This window comes from Sideroxyarcus sp. TK5, assembly GCF_054601595.1.
Window position 1 is genome coordinate 547,102 of record NZ_BAAHSJ010000001.1, and the last position, 17,932, is coordinate 565,033.

Annotated in this window: 17 protein-coding genes, 1 other RNA gene and 1 riboswitch; of the genes, 12 read left to right on the forward strand and 6 right to left on the reverse strand. The window is 59.8% G+C overall.

Annotated elements, in window-relative coordinates:
- Positions 1-45 precede the first annotated feature (45 nt).
- From ilvD to ACYPYQ_RS02770, 5 genes are all read left to right on the forward strand, one after another.
- Positions 46-1,896 carry a dihydroxy-acid dehydratase gene (gene ilvD / locus ACYPYQ_RS02750; protein ID WP_459719162.1) on the forward strand — a complete coding sequence of 617 codons (1,851 nt, stop codon included), beginning with the start codon at positions 46-48 and terminating at the stop codon, positions 1,894-1,896.
- 24 nt (positions 1,897-1,920) lie between these two features.
- Positions 1,921-2,544: a nucleotide-binding protein gene (locus ACYPYQ_RS02755; protein WP_459719165.1), complete on the forward strand. Its 624-nt coding sequence runs from the start codon at positions 1,921-1,923 to the stop codon at positions 2,542-2,544.
- A 30-nt stretch (positions 2,545-2,574) separates the two neighbouring features.
- Complete coding sequence (locus ACYPYQ_RS02760; protein WP_459719171.1) at positions 2,575-3,174, forward strand: c-type cytochrome; 600 nt, start codon at positions 2,575-2,577, stop codon at positions 3,172-3,174.
- Positions 3,175-3,315: 141 nt separating this feature from the next.
- On the forward strand, positions 3,316-3,630 hold the full coding sequence (locus tag ACYPYQ_RS02765; protein ID WP_459719176.1) for a c-type cytochrome: 315 nt from the start codon (positions 3,316-3,318) through the stop codon (positions 3,628-3,630).
- Positions 3,631-3,768: 138 nt separating this feature from the next.
- Positions 3,769-5,277 (forward strand): alanine/glycine:cation symporter family protein, encoded by a 1,509-nt coding sequence (locus ACYPYQ_RS02770; RefSeq protein WP_459719179.1) that lies wholly within the window; start codon positions 3,769-3,771, stop codon positions 5,275-5,277.
- A gap of 1 nt (position 5,278) precedes the next feature.
- Here the strand turns inward: ACYPYQ_RS02770 and ACYPYQ_RS02775 are convergent, their stop codons facing one another.
- The 5 genes from ACYPYQ_RS02775 to ACYPYQ_RS02795 all read right to left on the reverse strand — a co-directional run bounded on the left by ACYPYQ_RS02775 (position 5,279) and on the right by ACYPYQ_RS02795 (position 7,295).
- The gene (locus ACYPYQ_RS02775; RefSeq protein ID WP_459719182.1) at positions 5,279-6,076 is read right to left on the reverse strand and encodes a sulfite exporter TauE/SafE family protein; all 798 of its coding nucleotides are present in this window, start codon (positions 6,074-6,076) and stop codon (positions 5,279-5,281) included.
- Positions 6,076-6,540, reverse strand: a complete 465-nt coding sequence (locus tag ACYPYQ_RS02780; protein ID WP_459719185.1) for an EVE domain-containing protein — start codon at positions 6,538-6,540, stop codon at positions 6,076-6,078. The genes ACYPYQ_RS02775 and ACYPYQ_RS02780 overlap by 1 nt, the downstream gene beginning before the upstream one ends.
- Positions 6,541-6,591: 51 nt before the next feature.
- A non-coding RNA gene (gene ssrS / locus ACYPYQ_RS02785) (6S RNA) lies at positions 6,592-6,770 on the reverse strand.
- 13 nt (positions 6,771-6,783) lie between these two features.
- Complete coding sequence (locus ACYPYQ_RS02790; protein ID WP_459719187.1) at positions 6,784-7,098, reverse strand: cell division protein ZapA; 315 nt, start codon at positions 7,096-7,098, stop codon at positions 6,784-6,786.
- Positions 7,098-7,295, reverse strand: coding sequence for a hypothetical protein (locus ACYPYQ_RS02795; protein ID WP_459719190.1), 198 nt, complete (start codon positions 7,293-7,295; stop codon positions 7,098-7,100). The genes ACYPYQ_RS02790 and ACYPYQ_RS02795 overlap by 1 nt, the downstream gene beginning before the upstream one ends.
- Positions 7,296-7,384: 89 nt before the next feature.
- Positions 7,385-7,575, forward strand: a riboswitch (cobalamin riboswitch).
- Between ACYPYQ_RS02795 and ACYPYQ_RS02800 the strand changes: the two genes are divergently transcribed.
- The 7 genes from ACYPYQ_RS02800 (at position 7,559) to phoR (ending at position 16,297) form a co-directional block, all read left to right on the forward strand.
- The gene (locus ACYPYQ_RS02800; protein ID WP_459719193.1) at positions 7,559-9,493 is read left to right on the forward strand and encodes a TonB-dependent receptor domain-containing protein; all 1,935 of its coding nucleotides are present in this window, start codon (positions 7,559-7,561) and stop codon (positions 9,491-9,493) included. Its footprint overlaps the riboswitch before it by 17 nt.
- A gap of 79 nt (positions 9,494-9,572) precedes the next feature.
- A complete protein-coding gene (locus ACYPYQ_RS02805) occupies positions 9,573-10,157 on the forward strand; it encodes a hypothetical protein (RefSeq protein ID WP_459719195.1) in 585 nt (194 codons plus the stop codon).
- A 27-nt stretch (positions 10,158-10,184) separates the two neighbouring features.
- Entirely contained in the window at positions 10,185-11,939 is a 1,755-nt protein-coding gene (gene msbA, locus ACYPYQ_RS02810; RefSeq protein WP_459719199.1) for a lipid A export permease/ATP-binding protein MsbA, read from the forward strand.
- 81 nt (positions 11,940-12,020) lie between these two features.
- Entirely contained in the window at positions 12,021-12,623 is a 603-nt protein-coding gene (locus tag ACYPYQ_RS02815; RefSeq protein WP_459719202.1) for a peroxiredoxin C, read from the forward strand.
- 104 nt (positions 12,624-12,727) lie between these two features.
- Positions 12,728-14,176, forward strand: a complete 1,449-nt coding sequence (locus ACYPYQ_RS02820) for a high affinity choline transporter 1 (protein WP_459719205.1) — start codon at positions 12,728-12,730, stop codon at positions 14,174-14,176.
- 71 nt (positions 14,177-14,247) lie between these two features.
- Positions 14,248-14,937 carry a phosphate regulon transcriptional regulator PhoB gene (gene phoB, locus ACYPYQ_RS02825; RefSeq protein WP_459719208.1) on the forward strand — a complete coding sequence of 230 codons (690 nt, stop codon included), beginning with the start codon at positions 14,248-14,250 and terminating at the stop codon, positions 14,935-14,937.
- Between the two features lie 64 nt (positions 14,938-15,001).
- Positions 15,002-16,297 carry a phosphate regulon sensor histidine kinase PhoR gene (gene phoR, locus ACYPYQ_RS02830; RefSeq protein ID WP_459719211.1) on the forward strand — a complete coding sequence of 432 codons (1,296 nt, stop codon included), beginning with the start codon at positions 15,002-15,004 and terminating at the stop codon, positions 16,295-16,297.
- Between the two features lie 10 nt (positions 16,298-16,307).
- Here phoR and ACYPYQ_RS02835 read toward each other — a convergent pair whose 3' ends face one another.
- Positions 16,308-17,927 carry a hypothetical protein gene (locus ACYPYQ_RS02835; RefSeq protein ID WP_459719213.1) on the reverse strand — a complete coding sequence of 540 codons (1,620 nt, stop codon included), beginning with the start codon at positions 17,925-17,927 and terminating at the stop codon, positions 16,308-16,310.
- Between the last annotated feature and the right edge of the window lie 5 nt (positions 17,928-17,932).

Below are 17,932 nucleotides of genomic sequence, written 5' to 3' on the forward strand. Positions count from 1 at the left end.
GGGTAGAATCAATAATCCAATTATACGTTGCCTGAGAGGCTGAACATGCCGCATTACCGTTCCCGTACTTCCACCCATGGCCGCAACATGGCCGGTGCCCGCTCACTGTGGCGTGCCACTGGTATGACCGAAGGCGACTTCGGCAAGCCCATCATCGCCATCGCCAATTCCTTCACCCAGTTCGTGCCGGGTCATGTGCACCTCAAGGACATGGGCCAGCTGGTGGCGCGCGAGATCGAGAAGGCAGGCGGCATCGCCAAGGAATTCAACACCATCGCAGTGGACGACGGCATCGCCATGGGGCACGACGGCATGCTGTATTCGCTGCCTTCGCGCGACCTGATCGCCGATTCCGTTGAATACATGTGCAACGCGCATTGCGCCGATGCGCTGGTATGCATCTCCAACTGCGACAAGATCACGCCCGGCATGCTGATGGCCGCCATGCGCCTGAACATCCCGGTGGTATTTGTCTCCGGCGGGCCGATGGAAGCTGGCAAGGTCAACTGGCAGGGCAAGGTGAAGGGGCTCGATCTGGTGGACGCGATGGTGGCTGCAGCCGACAGCCGCATCAGCGATGAAGAGGTGGATGCCATCGAGCGTTCCGCCTGCCCCACCTGCGGCTCCTGCTCCGGCATGTTCACCGCCAATTCGATGAACTGTCTGACCGAAGCCTTGGGCTTGTCATTGCCAGGCAACGGCTCGCTGGTGGCGACGCATGCCGAGCGCAAGCAGTTGTTCCTGCGCGCGGGCCGCCTGATCGTCGAGCTATGCAAACGCTATTACGAACAGGACGATGCATCCATCCTGCCGCGCAGCATCGCTACTTTTGATGCGTTCGAGAACGCGATGACGCTGGATATCGCCATGGGCGGATCGACCAACACCGTGCTGCACCTGCTGGCAGTAGCGCGCGAAGCGGGCGTGGATTTCACCATGAAGGACATGGACAGGCTGTCGCGCCATGTGCCGACGCTGTGCAAGGTTGCACCTTCTTCCGAGTATCACATGGAGGATGTGCATCGCGCGGGCGGTATCGCGGCGATCCTCGGCGAGCTGGACAGGGCGGGGCTGCTGCACGGAGAAGTCGGTACGGTGCACAGCACGAACCTGCGCGAAAGTCTGAAGCAATGGGACATCGCGCAGACACAGAGTGAGGAAGTGAAGAGATTCTTCCGTGCCGCGCCCGGCGGCATCGCCACCACCATCGCGTTCTCGCAATCCATGCTGTATCCAGAGCTGGATGCGGACCGCGCCAAGGGCTGCATCCGTGACAAGGTGCACGCCTATTCGCAGGACGGCGGCCTTGCGGTGCTCCACGGCAATATCGCGCTCGACGGCTGCATCGTCAAAACTGCGGGTGTGGACGAGAGCATTCTGAGGTTCAGCGGTCGCGCGCGTGTGTTCGAAAGTCAGGATGCGGCCACCGCCGGCATCCTCGCCGACCAGATCGTGGCGGGCGATGTGGTGATCATCCGTTACGAGGGCCCCAAGGGTGGCCCCGGCATGCAGGAGATGCTGTACCCGACCTCGTACCTGAAGTCCAAGGGGCTGGGTAAAGCCTGTGCGCTGCTCACCGACGGACGCTTCTCCGGCGGTACCTCGGGCCTCTCCATCGGCCACGCCTCGCCGGAAGCGGCCAGCGGCGGCGCGATCGGTCTGGTACAGGAAGGCGACCGTATCGAGATCGACATCCCGAATCGCACCATCAATCTCGCGGTCTCCGATGCCGAACTGGCCAAGCGTTGTGCCGCGATGGAAGCGAAAGGCAGCAAGGCCTGGAAGCCGGTCGCAGAGCGTCCGCGGAAAATCTCGGCAGCCTTGCGCGCCTACGCAGCGATGGTGACCAGCGCGGACAAGGGCGCAGTGCGGGACGTGTCGCAAGTGGAGAAGTAACGAACCGGTGATAGGGAGGGTGTCGTGAAAGCGATCCTGATTGCGAATCCGAAAGGCGGCAGCGGCAAGACCACGCTTTCCACCAATATCGCGGGCTACCTGGCAACGCAGGGCAAACGCGTCGCCATCCTGGACCTGGACCGCCAGAAGTCTGCAACGCAATGGCTCGCCGCACGCGGGATGGAGTTGCCGGGTATCGAGTTGATGCAAGCGGGGAGCGCGCACGATGCGCCGCTGGATTGGCTGGTGATCGACTCCCCGGCGGGACTGCACGGCAAGAACCTGGAGCATGCTTTGAAATTGGTGCACAGGGTGATCGTCCCCATCGCGCCCTCAGCGTTCGATATCCAGGCCAGCCGCGACTTTCTGGAGACCCTGCATCACGAGAAGGCGATCCGCAAAGGCAGGATATTCGTCGGCGTGGTTGGCATGCGCATGGATCCGCGCACACGGGCAGCACTGACGCTGGAACAATTCCTGAAAGGCCTGGACTTGCCTGTGCTCGCTTATCTGCGCGAGACGCAGGCCTATGTGAACGCCGGTTTTGAAGGCAAGACGCTGTTCGATCTGCCGCCCTCACAGGCACATCGCGAGTTGGAGCAGTGGCCATTCCTGCTGAACTGGCTGGAGCAAGGCGAAGTGCTCTGATTCGCTATTTACATTTGATTGGAGATGGATATGAATAAAGTCTGCTTGTTAGCCGTGTTGTTCGTCTTCGCAGGCTGTCAGCCGGATGTGCAGCAAAGTCCCGCTGCTCCCACCGCAGCGGATGCGAAACCCGCCGCTCAGGAAGAGACGATGCGGCTCCCGGCTGAACCTGCACCACAGCAGGAGCAGGCCGCGCTCGTGGCGGCTCCCGTAGTCGCCCAGCCTGTACAACGCATGCCGGAAGCGGTGAAGCCCGCCGTTGTCAGCCCGACGCAGGGTGTGGAGGTGCCGATGGCGGGGCCGGAAAAGACGGAGCAGCTCGTGGTGAAGGAAACAGCAGCCGTGACACAGCCTGCCCCGCCAGGACGTCTTTCCGAAGAGGCTGCGCTCGCTTTGGCAAGGAAGAAGAATTGTCTGGCCTGCCATGCGCTGGACAAGAAGATGGTCGGGCCTGCCTGGAGGGCCGTGGCGCAAAAGTACCGTGGACAAGCCGGTGCTCAAGCTGCCGTGGAGGTCAAAGTGCGCAAAGGTGGCAAGGGGGATTGGGGCACTATCGCGATGCCTCCCCAGCCGGCGCTAAGCGACGAGGAGTTGACCGGACTGGTGCAGTTCGTGCTGCAGCTGCAGTGAAGCGTCAACCGATCCATGGAATGGGGCGTTATTCGCCCACCGCTTTGTGGTTTGCAATTCGTGCGGGGTTGTTTAGAATGCGGCCGGGGTAATCGCTCCGCTCGTAGTGAAATGTAGTCAAACCAAAAATATGGAGAGAACATGAAATCTATCGTCGTTAGCATGATCGCTGCTGCAGGTCTGATGGTCGCGGGTTCCGCCATGGCAACCGACATGCCAGCCGTTGCAAAGAAGAACAACTGCACCGCTTGCCACAAGGTGGACAAGAAGGTGGTTGGCCCGGCTTGGAAGGATGTCGCTGCCAAGTACAAGGGCGATGCCGCAGCTTGGGACAAGGTCGCAGAAAAGATCAAGAAGGGCGGCAGCGGTGCATGGGGTTCCATGCCTATGCCGGCAAACCCGAAGGTCAGCGATGCCGACATGAAGGAAATGATCGACTTCATCAAGGCCCTGTAATAACGAGTCCTTGTTGTTCAAAAAAGCCGGCTTACGCCGGCTTTTTTGTTGCCAGTATACGGATGAAAGCCCATCCAAGGCTTGAGTCCTCCGCCGCTTCGGGGTTTAATCGGGCGAAGGACAAGAGGGGGAGACAGAATGAAGATGTATAAGGCGTTGGTGTATCTGCTGCTGTGTGCGTTGCCACAGGCGGCATCGGCCAGTGAATCCGGTCTGGATGCGATGTTCGGCTCGATCAACGGCATGTTGGCGCAAGTCATCTTCTACGACATCTTTCCCGGTGAGCCGGCCATGCCGCTGATCGTTGCCTGGCTGATCGTGGCAGCGGTGTTCCTGACGTGGCGTTTCAACTTCGTCAATCTGCGCATGATGCGCCATGCCTTCCACGTCATGCGCGGCAAGTACCGGACTGCGGACGACCAGGGCGAGGTCACTTCTTTCCAGGCGCTTTCCACCGCGCTTTCGGCCACAGTCGGACTTGGAAACATCGCGGGGGTGGCGATCGCCATCTCCATAGGTGGGCCGGGCGCGACATTCTGGATGATCGTGGCGGGTTTCCTCGGCATGAGTACAAAATTCACCGAAGCCAGTCTGGCGCAGATGTACCGCGAGGTCCGCCCTGACGGCCGCTTGATGGGGGGCGCGATGGAATACCTTTCCAAAGGATTGGCCGAGAACGGTGCGCCGCGTACCGGTAAAGTACTGGCCATCCTGTTTGCGATCTTCACGATACTCGGCTCTTTCGGGGCCGGCAGTGCGTTTCAGGTCAGCCAGTCGATGGGGGCGGTGCAGACCCAGATCGAATTCTTTCGCGACGTGCCGATCGCATATGGTTTGTTGATGGCGATCGCCATCGGACTGGTGATCATCGGGGGCTTGCGCCGCATCGCGCATGTGGCCGAGGCGGTGGTGCCGACCATGGTCATCATCTATTTGGGGGCCTGTCTGTGGATCATCGGCAGCAACGCCGAGCTTGTGCCGGCCGCATTGGGCAAGATCGTCACGGAAGCTTTCTCTCCGATAGCGGTAGCAGGCGGCATGGTGGGGGCCATCGTGCAGGGGTTCAAACGCGCAGCGTTCTCTTCCGAGGCCGGGCTGGGTTCTGCGGCGATCGCGCACTCCGCCGCCTCGGTGAAATACCCGGTGCGCCAGGGTTTGGTCGCGCTGTACGAGCCGTTCATTGACACCGTGGTGATCTGCACCATGACCGCGCTGGTGATCATCATCACCGGCGTCTATAACGCACCGGAGTATGAGGCCATCCGTGCTGCCAGCCAAGGAGCGACTTTGACATCTATGGCATTCGCGACCGTATCGGATTGGTTCCCTTCGATACTGGCGCTGTCCGTCGTACTGTTCGCCTACAGTACAGCGATCTCCTGGTCGTATTACGGCGAACGGTGTTGGGTGTATGTGTTCGGCGAACGGTATTCCCTCTTGTACAAGGCGGCGTTCATCTGCTTCGTGGTCGTCGCCTCGGTGGCGAGCGCATCCAATCTGGTGGACTTCACCGACCTGTTGGTGCTGTCCATGGCTTTTCCCAACCTGATCGGGTTGTATGTGTTGAGCGGAAAGGTGAAGCTGGCCTTGGCCGATTACGAGTCCAGGCTCTCCAGTGGCGAGCTGGATCGTGAGGCGGGACGCTGAATCAGCTCAGCACTTTGAACAGCAGTTTGGTGGCAAGAACAAGCAGCAGTCCGGCGAACAGTTTGCGCAACACCCCCACATTCAGACGATGCACCGCCCGCGCACCCAGCGGAGCGGTGAGCACTGTGGCGAGCGCGATCCAGAACAGGGCGGGCAGGTAGACATAACCAAGGTGCGGGGCCGGCAGTGTCTGGATGTTGGCACCCACGGTGATGTAGCCCAACGTGCCGCCGAAAGCGATGGGGAAACCGATGGCGGAGGCGGTGCCGATCGCGTTGCGTATCGGCAGATTGCACCAGAGCAGGAAGGGGACGACCAGCGTGCCGCCGCCGATGGAGACCAGGCTGCTGATCCAGCCGGTAAGCGTGCCGAAGCCGGTCATGCCGGATAAGCCGGGCAGTTGTCGCGCGGCATGCGGGCGCTTGTCGATGAGTATCTGTCCTGCTGCGAAATAGACGAACAACGCAAAGAACATCCCCAGACCCTGGGCGGGGATGTTCGAGGCGGTCAATGCCCCGATGGCCGTACCCAGCAGGATGCCGGGCGTGATATTGCGCACGATCTGCCAGCTCACCGCGCCCAATTGGTGGTGTTTGCGCATGCTGGAGAGGGAGGTGAACAGGATGGTCGCCATCGAGGTGCCGAGCGCAAGATGCATGATGTGTTCGGTCGCGAAATGCTGGGCATCGAACATCAGCAACAACACCGGCACCAGCACCAGTCCTCCGCCCACCCCGAACAGCCCTGCAAGAAATCCGGCAACTGTACCTAACAGCAGATAGGCGGCATACCATTCCATCAGTTCTTGACCAACTTTGCAGTGATGAACTTCCACTCCGCCGGGTCGAGCGGGGTGATGGACAAACGATTGCCGCGCTGCAAGGTGCGCATATGCTCCAGCTCCGGATGCCGCCTCAGTTCATCGAGCGGGATCAGCGCGATCTTCTTTACCAGCTTCACATCCACGTTCATCCAGCGCGGCTGTTCCGGCGTCGCTTTGGCATCGAAGTATTTGCTGTGCTGGTCGAACTGTGTGGCATCCGGATAGGCTGGGCTGCACACTTCGGCGATGCCGGCGATACCGGGCTCCTTGCAGTTGGAGTGGTAGAAAAGCACGCCATCACCGATGTTCATCTGGTCGCGCATGAAATTGCGCGCCTGGTAGTTGCGCACGCCGTACCAGGCTACGGTCTGGTCTTTCATGGCGGCAAGGTCATCGATGCTGACATCGGATGGTTCGGATTTCATCAGCCAGTAGCGCATGGAAGTATCCCTTCAAATGAAAATGCGATCCCGAAGGATCGCACTGGAATAAAGGCCCCCGCCTGTGCCGTTGACTCAATATCTTGAACCTGGGTTCAAGAGGGTCGCGTTCCGGTCGCATCAGGTGCATCCGCTGGGGATGCTCACAACAGCGAGTTATATGGGCGGCAACCTAAGCATTAGCTCATTGGTTCAAAGAATTATGAATCTCACGAACACCGCAGGGGACAAACTGTCGACCGGTTAAAACAACCGGTCATGGTCGACCAAAGCTTCATCGATGGTCGCCTGCATGCCCTGCATTCTACGCTTCAATTCCGCGAGGTCAAAGCCGCCACCGACGCGCGTGGTGAGCAACTCGTGCGCGATGTTGAGGGCGGCCATGATGGCGATGCGTTCGACCGATGCGATCTTGCCCGCATCGCGTATTTCGCGCATCTTGCCGTCGAGGTATTTGACTGCATCCAGCAATTCGCCGCGTTCATCATCCGGGCAGGCGACGCGGAACTCGCGGTCAAGGATGTTCACATCCAGAAAACTGGTCTTGGCTTCACTCATTAGGCGTCGGAGGGGAGTTGTTCGAGGAGTCTTTCAAGGCGTGAGGCTGTCTGGTCGATCTTGTCCTGATGCTTGCGCTGTGCGTTCAGAGCCGAGGCAACATGTTGACGCAATTGCTGGTTCTCGTCGCGCAAACGCTGATTGAGCTGCACCAGCAGCTGCAGTTTCTGTTCAAGGGAATCCAGTTCGCTGATCATGGGCGCACTATAGTTTTTATTTCCCTGTTAAGTCAATCGGTAACGGAATGTTTTGCAAGTATTTTGGAATTGCCGATTTTTGTCCTGTTACAATGCCCGTCGCTCCAGGGTGCCGAAGGGCGAGTGTCCTTCGGTTAAACGGGAAACAGGTGTGATGCCTGTGCTGCCCCCGCAACGGTAAGCAAGTGTGGGTCTGTCGGTAAGCCACTGTGCGCAAGCATGGGAAGGCGGCGGATCAAGACTTGTGAGCCCGGATACCGGCCTTGGGCGAGGTTCAGGAAATGCTGCGGGCGGCGCATGGACGATGCATCTTTCATCGCCTTCGGTATTTCCTGATTTTTTCAATGTTCCAACGGGGTCGCTTGGAGCACATTCAGGAAAATCTCATGAAACTACATAAACTCATCGCCGCACTGCTGTGTGCGGCATCAGGCCTGGCATTTGCTCAGGACAGTCTGGAAGAAGTGGTAGTGACCGCTGCTCGTAGCGAGCAACACCTCACAAAAACTCTGCTGCATACCAGTGTCATCTCGCAGCGGGACATCCAAGCATCCGGGGCGGCAGATGTGCCGGCCTTGCTGCGGAATCAGGCTGGTGTGGAAGTGACGCAGAACGGTGGCGTCGGTTCACAAAGCAGCTTGTTCCTGCGTGGCACCAATTCGAGCCATACATTGGTGCTGCTGGACGGCGTACGTATCGGGTCGGCCACATCAGGAGCGACTGCCATCGATCAATTGATGCTGGATCAGATCGATCGCATCGAAGTCGTGCGCGGCAACGCCAGCAGTCTGTACGGGGCGGAAGCCATCGGCGGTGTGGTGCAGATATTCACCAAGCGCGGCAAAGGTGCGCCGGCGGCGAGTGCAAGCGCAGGATTTGGCACTCATGCCACGCGTCGTGCGAGTGCGTCCTTCGGCGGCGAGCTGAATGATGCGAACTTCTATCTTGGGGTGTCAAAATTCGCTACGGACGGTGTATCCGCCGTCAATACAGCAGTCTCCCCTTCGGCCAACCCCGATGCGGACGGGTACGACAACACCAGTTTTTCGGCGCGTACCGGGTATGCGTTCGATCAGTCAGACCGGATCGATGTGTCGTTGTTTGGCAGCCGGGGAAAGGTGAAGTACGACAATGCCTATGGGGTTGCGTCGGATACGCACGATAGCGAGGCCACCTTGTCGAAATGGTCGCTGAGCTTGACCGATCAACTGCTGCCCGCTTGGCAAAGCCGGTTGATGCTGGCTCAAGGTGCGGACGACGTCACCAGCTACAAGAATGGAGCTCGTTCTTCACAATTCAAGACTGTGAATGACCAGTTCTCCTGGCAGAACACGCTGACCACAGGCGAGCAGGGTGTGTTGTTGCTGGGCGTGGAACGGTTGAAGCAGCGTGTGAGCGGTAGCACCGCTTTCACTCAAGATGCTCGCAGCAGCAACAGCTATTTCGCCGGATACACGGGTGACTATGGCGTGCATCAGGTGCAAGCGAATCTGCGTCAGGATCGTTATTCGGATTTCGGCACCGCCAATAGCGGCTTGTTGGGCTATGGATTGAAGGTGTCGGATAGCTGGCGCATCATGGCCAATGCCTCTGCCGCATTCAAGGCGCCGACCTTCAATGACATGTATTACCCGCTCTCATATGGCTATCAGGGCAATCCGAACCTCAAACCGGAGCGTGCACATAACCTTGAATTGGGCGCACATTACTCTCAGTCAGGGCTGCATCTGGAGGCATCACTGTACCGCAACCGTATTCGCGATCTTATCGCGACCAATAGCAGCTATTCCACGATGGAAAATCTCGACGAAGCCGTGATCGAGGGGATGGAGTTGGTGTATGGCGTACAGCAGAATGGGCTGGCGATCGAAAATACGCTGACGCTGGAAAGTCCGCGGAATGCGAAAACCGGCGTGCAACTGTCAAAGCGTGCGCAAACACTGAATACGCTCACTATCGCCCGCACTTTCGAAACCGGTCGCGTTGGAGGCGAGTGGCACTCAAGCGGTGCCCGGATTGATGGTTCGAACACGCTGAGCGCATATAGTGTGGTCAACTTGACTGCCCAGTGGGAGTTCGCCCCGCATTTGGGCTTGAATGCGCGTGTGGATAATTTGTTCAATGAGGATTACATGCTGGCGCACGGCTACAACACCTTGGGGCGAGTCTTTTATGTCGGTTTGAATTACCGGCCGTAACAGGCTGCAAGGCGGATTAACGCCATTTCTGGTAAAGTTCCTGCCAGTGATCGCTGGCAGGAACCTCGGGAGAATCTCAATGAATATTTCACAAAATAAAACGGTCTGGATCGCATCGGCATTGCTGTTGTTGATGGCATTGACGCGCTACAACCATTTCGGCTCTGCAATGGCATTGCCCGATGCTTCATATGCCGTGTTCTTCCTGGGGGGCTTGTTCCTGGGACGCATGCGTGGCGCATTGGGGATCCTCGCTCTGCTGATGGTCGAAGCGGCACTGATCGACTATTACGCGATCAATTTCCGTGAAGTGAGCGGCTATTGCGTGACCTCAGCCTATTCCTTCCTGGTGCTGGCCTATGGCGCGCTGTGGTTCGTCGGTCGCTGGTACGCACCGCGCCATAACCTGACGTTCAAGGGCATGGCCGGTCTGTTCATGGCCGGTGCGGCGGCAGGCAGCGCGGCATTCATCATCGCCAATGTGAGTTTCTACCTGTTGGCCGGATACTTCGACCGCATGAGCGTTGTCCAGTATGTCTCCAGCGTGGCGCAATACTACTTGCCATATGTGGCCGTGGCAGTGTTCTATGTTGGCTCCGCAGCCGGTGTGCAGATGCTGTTCGCATTTCTCGGTAACAAGACGCGGCAGGCCGATGTCCGCTGATCCTGCGCTTCAGAGCAGCGCTTGCGGATGACCAGCACGCAACTCTATCTGCGGTTGATGCGCTACGTTCGCCCGCATTGGCGGGCGTTCGCGATTTCTATCCTGGGCATGGTGGTGGCGGCTGCCACAGAGCCGCTCCTTCCGGCTTTGCTCAAGCCTTTCCTGGATGGCACCTTCGTGCACAAGGATGATGCCGTGATGCATTGGGCCCCCGTGTTCATACTGGTCATTTTCCTGGTCCGGGGTATCGCGACCTTCTTTGGGTCTTATGCCATCCACTGGGTGGGTAACAAAGTGGTGATGGACCTGCGCGCGGAGATGTTCGCAAAATTGATGTCCTTGCCGACGCGCTACTACGATGATCATGCGACCGGCTCCCTGATCTCCAAACTCACCTACGATGTGACAAATGTCACCGCCGCTGCCACCAGCGTGGTTACCGTCGCTATCCGTGACAGCATCATCATCCTCGGTCTGCTCGGGTGGCTGTTCTATCTGGACTGGAAACTGACATTGATCTCCCTCACCGTTGCGCCTGTGGTGGCGTGGGTGATCCAAACCATCAATCGCCGTCTCCGCAGCTCCAGTCGGGACACGCAACAGGCGATGGGCAGCATCACGCAAGTGATCGAAGAGAGCGTGACGGCTCACAAGGTAGTGAAACTGTTCGGCGGGCAACACTACGAGCAGCAGCGTTTCGCGCAGGAGATCAACTGGGTGCGCCGCCATATGATGAAACAGGCGGCCGCTGCGGTGGCCAACGTACCGATCGTGCAGATGGTGGCGGCGATCGCGCTGGCTTTTGTCATCTATCTTGCCATCGGACAGGCGCAAAGCGACGCAACCACCGTGGGCAGTTTCCTGTCATTCGTCGCGGCGATGTTGATGCTTACGGCACCGCTCAAGCGTATCACCAGCATCAATGAATTCGTCCAGCGCGGATTGGCTGCCGCTGAAAGTGTCTTTTCCTTGCTGGATGCAGAGAGTGAACTCGACAAGGGGCATTCGCAATTGGGGCGGGTGCGGGGTGCGGTACGATTCCAGAACGTCGAATTTTCCTATCAACCTGACGCCAAACCTGTCCTGCGCGATATCGATCTGGATATCCCTGCCGGACAGGTGGTGGCGCTGGTAGGCGCATCGGGCAGCGGCAAAAGCACACTGGCGAATCTGGTGCCGCGTTTCTATGAATTGAGCGCCGGGAAGATATTGATTGACGGGCAGGATGTTCGCGATGTGACGCTGGCCAGTTTGCGTGCCAACATCGCGCTGGTGAGTCAGGAGGTGGTGTTGTTCAACGATACCGTGGCCGCCAACATCGCCTACGGCCAGATGCGCGAAGTGCAGGAGAGCGAGATCATCGCCGCTGCGACCGCTGCCCATGCGATGGAATTCATCCGGGACATGCCGCAGGGTTTGCAGACGCTGGTGGGCGAGAAGGGCGTGCGTCTGTCAGGCGGGCAGCGCCAGCGCATCGCCATCGCGCGTGCCATCCTCAAGGATGCGCCCATCCTCATCCTGGACGAAGCGACTTCGGCGCTGGACAGCGAGTCCGAGCGTCATGTGCAGGCTGCGCTGGAGATATTGATGCAGCATCGCACCACGCTGGTGATCGCACACCGTCTGTCCACCATCGAAAAAGCCGACCGTATCGTTGTATTGAGCAAGGGGCGGATCGTTGAGACGGGCACACATGCCGGGTTGCTGGCAAAGGGCGGTGCCTATGCGCAATTGCATCGCACCCAGTTCGGCGGCGTGGCGGGACAGGAAATTTCTGCATAAGCCGGTTGACAGCAGGGATACTTCTGGTAAATTCCAAAACCTAGCAATTCACTCAACATTAACCCATAACTGGAGGTCACCATGGCAGTACTCGTAGGCAAGCAGGCTCCCGATTTCAACGCTGTTACCGTGATGGGCAACAATGAGATCAACGAAACCTTCAACCTGAAGAAGCACATCACCGGCAAATACGCCGTGGTGTTCTTCTATCCGCTGGACTTCACCTTCGTGTGCCCGTCCGAGATCATCGCCTTCGACCACCGTCTGGACGAGTTCAAGAAGCGCAACGTGGAAGTGATCGGTGTGTCCATCGACTCGCACTTCACCCACCTGGCCTGGAAGAACACTGCCGTGGACAAGGGGGGCATCGGCCAGGTGCGCTATCCGCTGGTGGCCGACATCAAGCACGAGATCTGCAAGGCCTACGACGTGGAAGCCGATGGTGGCGTGGCCTTCCGCGGCTCCTTCCTGATCGACCGCGCCGGCGTGGTGCGTCACCAGGTGGTGAACGATCTGCCGCTGGGTCGCAACATCGATGAGATGCTGCGCATGATCGACGCGCTGCAATTCACCGAAGAGCACGGCGAAGTCTGCCCGGCAGGCTGGAGCAAGGGCAAGGCTGGCATGAACGCATCGCCGGACGGCGTTGCCAAGTATCTGGCATCGCACGCCAAAGAACTGTAAGCGTCGCGTTCCACACCCGCAAAGAGGCTCCTTTTGGAGCCTCTTTGCATTCCGCTCAAGACTGCTAGAATCCGCGTCGTTCTCAATCCTTGCGGGATCCCATCATGCTGGTCGGTTTCGTTTTCCTCTACCTGGTCCTGTCCATAGGCGTCGGCATGTATGCCGCCACCAAAGTGCACAACGCGCGAGACTACATCACCGCCGGGCGCTCGCTGCCGCTGTATATCGTGCTGGCCATGGTGTTCGCCACCTGGTTCGGCGCGGAGACCGTGCTCGGTATCCCGGCCACCTTCATGGAAGAGGATCTCGGCGGGCTGATCTCCGATCCGTTCGGTGCCGCGCTGTGTCTGGTGTTGTTCGGCCTGTTCTTCGCGCGCAAGCTGTACCGCATGAACCTGCTCACTCTTGGCGATTTCTACCGCGAGCGCTACGGACACAAGGTCGAGGTAATCGCGGGTATCGCCATCGCCTTGTCTTATCTGGGCTGGGTGTCGGCGCAGGTCACCGCGCTGGGGCTGGTGTTCAACGTGTTGTCCGACGGCAGCATCACACAGGCGCAAGGCATCCTCATCGGTGCCGCCATCGTGCTGATGTACACCCTGTACGGAGGCATGTGGTCGGTCGCACTCACCACCTTCGTGCAGATGATCGTCATCGTCATCGGCCTCGTCTACATCTCGATGTTGCTGGCCGACATGAGCGGCGGCGTTCAGCCTGTGGTACAGCATGCGGTGGACAACAATAAATTCGATTTCTGGCCCGACATGAATGCGGTGGCCATGGTCGCCTTCATCTCCGGGCTGCTCACCATGGGCTTCGGCTCCATCCCGCAGCAGGACGTGTTCCAGCGCGCAAATGCCTCGAAGAGCGAGAGAGTCGCGGTGTGGGGTACGGTGTTGGGCGGTGTGGCGTATTTTATGTTCGCCGCAGTCCCTCTGTTCATGGCTTACTCGGCCAACCTGATAGATCCCGCGCTGGTCGCGCAGTGGCTGTCCGAGGACAGCCAGAAGCTGTTGCCGGAACTGGTCAAGGCGCACCTGCCGCTGTTCGCGCAGGTTGTCTTCTACGGTGCGCTGTTGTCGGTCATCATGTCCACCGCCTCCGGCACGCTGCTCGCGCCGTCGGTCATTCTGTCCGAGAACGTGCTGAAAGGCTGGGTCACACGGAAGAACCTGTCCGAGCGCAAGATGCTGGTGATGACGCGCTGGGTGGTGGGCCTGTTCTCGCTGTGCGTCACGCTCTATGCCTTGTGGGCGCTGGACAGCGACACCGGCATCCACCAGATGGTGGAGAACGCCTACAAGGTGACGCTGGTGCTGGCGTTCACGCCGCTGGTCGCCGGTTTGTACTGGCAGCGCGCCACGAAGCAGGGGGCTTACTGGGCGATGGGGTTGGGTGTCGCCGCCTGGTTGCCGATGGAGTTCATCGCACCCGAGGCGGCGTTGCCGCCACAATTCGCGGGATTCCTCATGAGCATCGTCGGCATGGTCGCCGGCTCGCTTCTGTCCAGGGTTGAGAATGTCGAGGCTAAAGAGACGCAGGCAGCTGAATAGCCGCTGTCATGTTTCTGTCACAATAGTTTCATACCATCGTCGGCGAACCGTAACGAGAGATGGAGCACACGATGACGACAGCCGATATCCTGCTGGTGGAAGACGAACCGGCGATTCAGGAGTTGCTGGCATTCAATATCGCGCAATGCGGCTTCCGCGCGATCAAGGCGCAGGATGCGACGTCCGCTTATGCGCATATCAACCGCGCCCTGCCAGATCTGATCCTGCTGGACTGGATGCTGCCGGGCTCCTCCGGCGTGGAGATCGCGCGCAAGCTGCGTGCCGATTCCCGCACGCGCGATATCCCTATCATCATGCTGACGGCGCGCACCGACGAGCGCGACAAGATATTGGGGTTGGAATCGGGCGCGGACGATTACATCACCAAGCCGTTCTCGCCGCGCGAACTGATGGCGCGCATCCGCGCGGTGCTGCGTCGTCGCGCGCCGCAGATGAGCGACGAGACCGTGCGCGTGGAAGGCATCGAACTCTCGCCCACCACCCATCGCGTCGCCGCCAACGGCCAGAACGTCGAACTCGGCCCCACCGAGTTCCGCCTGCTGCATTTCTTCATGACCCACGTCGAACGCGTCTATAGCCGCGCACAATTGCTCGACCAGGTGTGGGGCGACCATGTGTTCGTGGAGGAGCGCACCGTCGACGTGCACATCCGCCGTCTGCGCCAGGCACTGGAACCCTCTGGGGCCGACAGGATGGTACAGACCGTGCGCGGCAGCGGCTACCGGTTCTCCCGCGCCTGAGCACGGGGGTGGCCGCGGCGGATTCCGTCCGTATAATGCCGCCGTCCCGTAACGAGATCACGACGTGAGCGATTTCTGGCAACGCGCCTTCTTCTATCCCTTTTTCCTGCTCCTGTTCTCCCTGCTGGTGTGGGCCATCGCGGGTGCCATGCCGGCCGTATCCGTCTTCGCCGTCGGCATTTCGCTGCGCTTGCTGCACCATCTGCGCAATCTGGCGGATCTGCTGCGCTGGCTCAAAGACCCGGAGAACCTTGCTTTGCCGGACGGCTCCGGCCTGTGGGAAGAGGTGTTCTCCCACTTGAACAAGATGGTGCGCACCAACCGTTTGCAGCGTGAACGCCATGCCGCCGCCCTGAAACAGATGGAGCAGGCGACCGCCGCCTTGCCGGAAGGAGTGGTCATCCTGGACGATGCGGACCGCATCGAATGGTGCAATCCGCTGGCCGCGATACATTTCGGGCTGGACAGCGATTACGACATCGGCCAGCAGATCACCTATCTGGCGCGGCAGCCGGCATTCGTGCAATACCTTGCGGCGCGCCAGTTCGACAAGCCCTTGGTGCTGCACGGCGCGCGCCAGGACGACCTGATCCTGTCCATCAAGCTGATCTCCTACGGCGAGAAACAGCGCCTGCTCATCAGCCGCGACATCACCCAGCTGCAGCGCATCGAGACCATGCGGCGCGATTTCGTGGCTAACGTCTCGCACGAATTGCGCACCCCGCTCACGGTCGTCAACGGCTTCGTCGAGACCCTGCAGGACATGCCCTCGCGCGACAACGAGATGGCGCAGCGCGCCCTGCTGCTCATGGGCGAGCAGACCGACCGCATGGAACACCTGGTCGACGATCTGCTGACCCTGTCGCGTCTTGAGGACGACCAGAACCGCTTGCGCGAAGAGACAGTGGCAGTGGGGACGCTGCTGGAGGAAGTCATGCGCGACGGTCAGCTGCTGAGCAACGGCAGGCATCACATCACCCTGCAGGAGAATTGCGGCGTGGACCTGAGTGGTAGCCGTGACGAGTTGCGCAGCGCCTTCTCCAATCTGGTCAGTAACGCCATCCGCTACACCCCGGATGGCGGGAGCATAGCCGTGCGCTGGTCCCAACACGACGGGCATGCCGTATTCGCCGTGCAGGACAGCGGCATCGGCATCGCCCAGCAACACATCGCGCGACTGGCCGAACGATTCTACCGGGTGGACCGCAGCCGCTCGCGCGAGACCGGCGGTACCGGGCTAGGTCTGGCTATCGTCAAGCATGTCGCCATGCGCCATCAGGCGCGGCTGCATATCGTCAGCGAAGAAGGACGGGGAAGCACCTTCTCGATCATCTTCCCGGCTTCCCGTTTGCTGCATTGAGCTCGCCTTGTCAGGCGGCTTTGAAGCTGACGCGCTCGTAATCCACGCCGCGTTCGACACTGATGCCCAGTTTGACCTTCTGTTTGCTGCGGTCAGCCAGCGTCAGTTCGATCTCGCGCCCCGTCTGGAACCAGTCGCGCGGCAGCACCAGGCTGGCCGGGATGCGCAGTTTCTCCATGGCAGGCAACATCAGGCAGGGAGTCGAGCCGGACTTCAGCATGGCTTGCGTGGATTCCGGTGCATTGGCGATCGCGGCCTGCGGCTGACCCGGCAGATAATGCACGGTCACATAGAGCTGGCCGCTGTGCGCCACTTCTATGCGGTCGATTACGCCCGCTTTGTGCGCGGGTGAATCCGCTGTGAATATACTGACGATGTGGTGCGCCGCCATGCGGTCGCCAAGCGGGGACAGTCGCAGCAGGCGTCCGCGTAGCAGGGTGTTCTCCTCCACCAGCCACTCCTCGGGCAGGAAACCCAGTGCTTTCAGATCATGCTGCCCGGTCTCGTCCAGTACGCGACCGAAGGTGGCGATCTGTACCTGCGCATCCTGCATGGCCTTGCCGACGTCCTTCACCGGTTTGAACGGCTTGCCGGCGATATGGGAATAGATCTTCTCCAGGCCGACACACATATTGACCGAGCTCGTCTCGCGCGGCATCTCCACCAGCGTATCCGACCTTGCTTCGCACCAGCACTGGTGCAGCTTGCCCAGCAGGTCTACGCATTCCTTGCCGGACAAGTCGGTCGCCAGCTCCACCTTCTGCGGCGTCTGGCCCTGTTGCAGCAAAATGGTCTTGATGCGTATCTGTTTCGACAGCGGCACCATCGGCAGGCAGCGCATGCTTGACGCTGAGCGGGCATGCGCGGCGGATTGCAGTCCGCGATAGCCTTGCAGATCCACCACCAGCGGCGGCGCATCTTCCTTGCTTGCGGTGCAGCGCGGCAGCAGGGCGAGCGTGTCCGCCCACAGCAGCAACCAGTGCTCCGCCGTATGCCGCTGCTCCCGGCTAAGACCGAGCAAGCGCGCGCGATGCATGAGCAGGGTGGTCAGGTAGAGCGTCTGGCAGCTGAACGGAAGCCCGCTGCGGAAGCGGTCATCCTTGACAACCTCGTTCTGCAGGCCGGATGACTCGATATCCAGATAGAGCGTGTGGAACTGCTGCCACGTGGGCCGGTCCGGCTCATACCCGGCGCGGGTGGATTCGACGATCTGCTGCATGCCGTAGTACAGACTGCGCTGCCACAACATGGCACGCCGTTTCTCCATCTGCGCATCACCGGCTGCAGCGCTCTGCAGGCAGCGCAGATAGCCGTTCTGCATGGCCTGCCACAGGCTGTTGAGTGCGGTCAGCAGCATATGTTCGTCATCGGTGAGCGGCAGCGGTTTGCCGACGAGACGCTTGGCAAAATCGCTTTGCACTTGCGCGACGGGATCGCGCAGCAGTTCGAGGATGCCGAGTCGTTCCTCGCCCCTCATCGCGAGGCGGTTCAGTTCATCGATCTGTTTGCGCAGATTGCCCTGTGCCATGCCGAGGTTGGTCAGTTGCAACTGGCTCAACCACTGTTTGCAACCTTCGGCATCGTGGAATGCCGGTCTTGCCCTATCGTCAGTCGGTTCCAGTGACAGCATGCCCA

What these genes read in the sequence shown, in the direction of transcription:
- phoB (WP_459719208.1), top strand. Translation starts at nt 14,248, where the DNA reads ATGACGACAGCCGATATCCTGCTGGTGGAAGACGAACCGGCGATTCAG.
- ACYPYQ_RS02805 (WP_459719195.1), top strand. Translation starts at nt 9,573, where the DNA reads ATGAATATTTCACAAAATAAAACGGTCTGGATCGCATCGGCATTGCTG.
- ACYPYQ_RS02765 (WP_459719176.1), top strand. Translation starts at nt 3,316, where the DNA reads ATGAAATCTATCGTCGTTAGCATGATCGCTGCTGCAGGTCTGATGGTC.
- ACYPYQ_RS02760 (WP_459719171.1), top strand. Translation starts at nt 2,575, where the DNA reads ATGAATAAAGTCTGCTTGTTAGCCGTGTTGTTCGTCTTCGCAGGCTGT.
- ilvD (WP_459719162.1), top strand. Translation starts at nt 46, where the DNA reads ATGCCGCATTACCGTTCCCGTACTTCCACCCATGGCCGCAACATGGCC.
- msbA (WP_459719199.1), top strand. Translation starts at nt 10,185, where the DNA reads ATGACCAGCACGCAACTCTATCTGCGGTTGATGCGCTACGTTCGCCCG.
- ACYPYQ_RS02775 (WP_459719182.1), bottom strand. Translation starts at nt 6,076, where the DNA reads ATGGAATGGTATGCCGCCTATCTGCTGTTAGGTACAGTTGCCGGATTT.
- ACYPYQ_RS02795 (WP_459719190.1), bottom strand. Translation starts at nt 7,295, where the DNA reads ATGATCAGCGAACTGGATTCCCTTGAACAGAAACTGCAGCTGCTGGTG.
- ACYPYQ_RS02815 (WP_459719202.1), top strand. Translation starts at nt 12,021, where the DNA reads ATGGCAGTACTCGTAGGCAAGCAGGCTCCCGATTTCAACGCTGTTACC.
- ACYPYQ_RS02835 (WP_459719213.1), bottom strand. Translation starts at nt 17,927, where the DNA reads ATGCTGTCACTGGAACCGACTGACGATAGGGCAAGACCGGCATTCCAC.
- ACYPYQ_RS02780 (WP_459719185.1), bottom strand. Translation starts at nt 6,540, where the DNA reads ATGCGCTACTGGCTGATGAAATCCGAACCATCCGATGTCAGCATCGAT.
- ACYPYQ_RS02820 (WP_459719205.1), top strand. Translation starts at nt 12,728, where the DNA reads ATGCTGGTCGGTTTCGTTTTCCTCTACCTGGTCCTGTCCATAGGCGTC.
- ACYPYQ_RS02790 (WP_459719187.1), bottom strand. Translation starts at nt 7,098, where the DNA reads ATGAGTGAAGCCAAGACCAGTTTTCTGGATGTGAACATCCTTGACCGC.
- ACYPYQ_RS02770 (WP_459719179.1), top strand. Translation starts at nt 3,769, where the DNA reads ATGAAGATGTATAAGGCGTTGGTGTATCTGCTGCTGTGTGCGTTGCCA.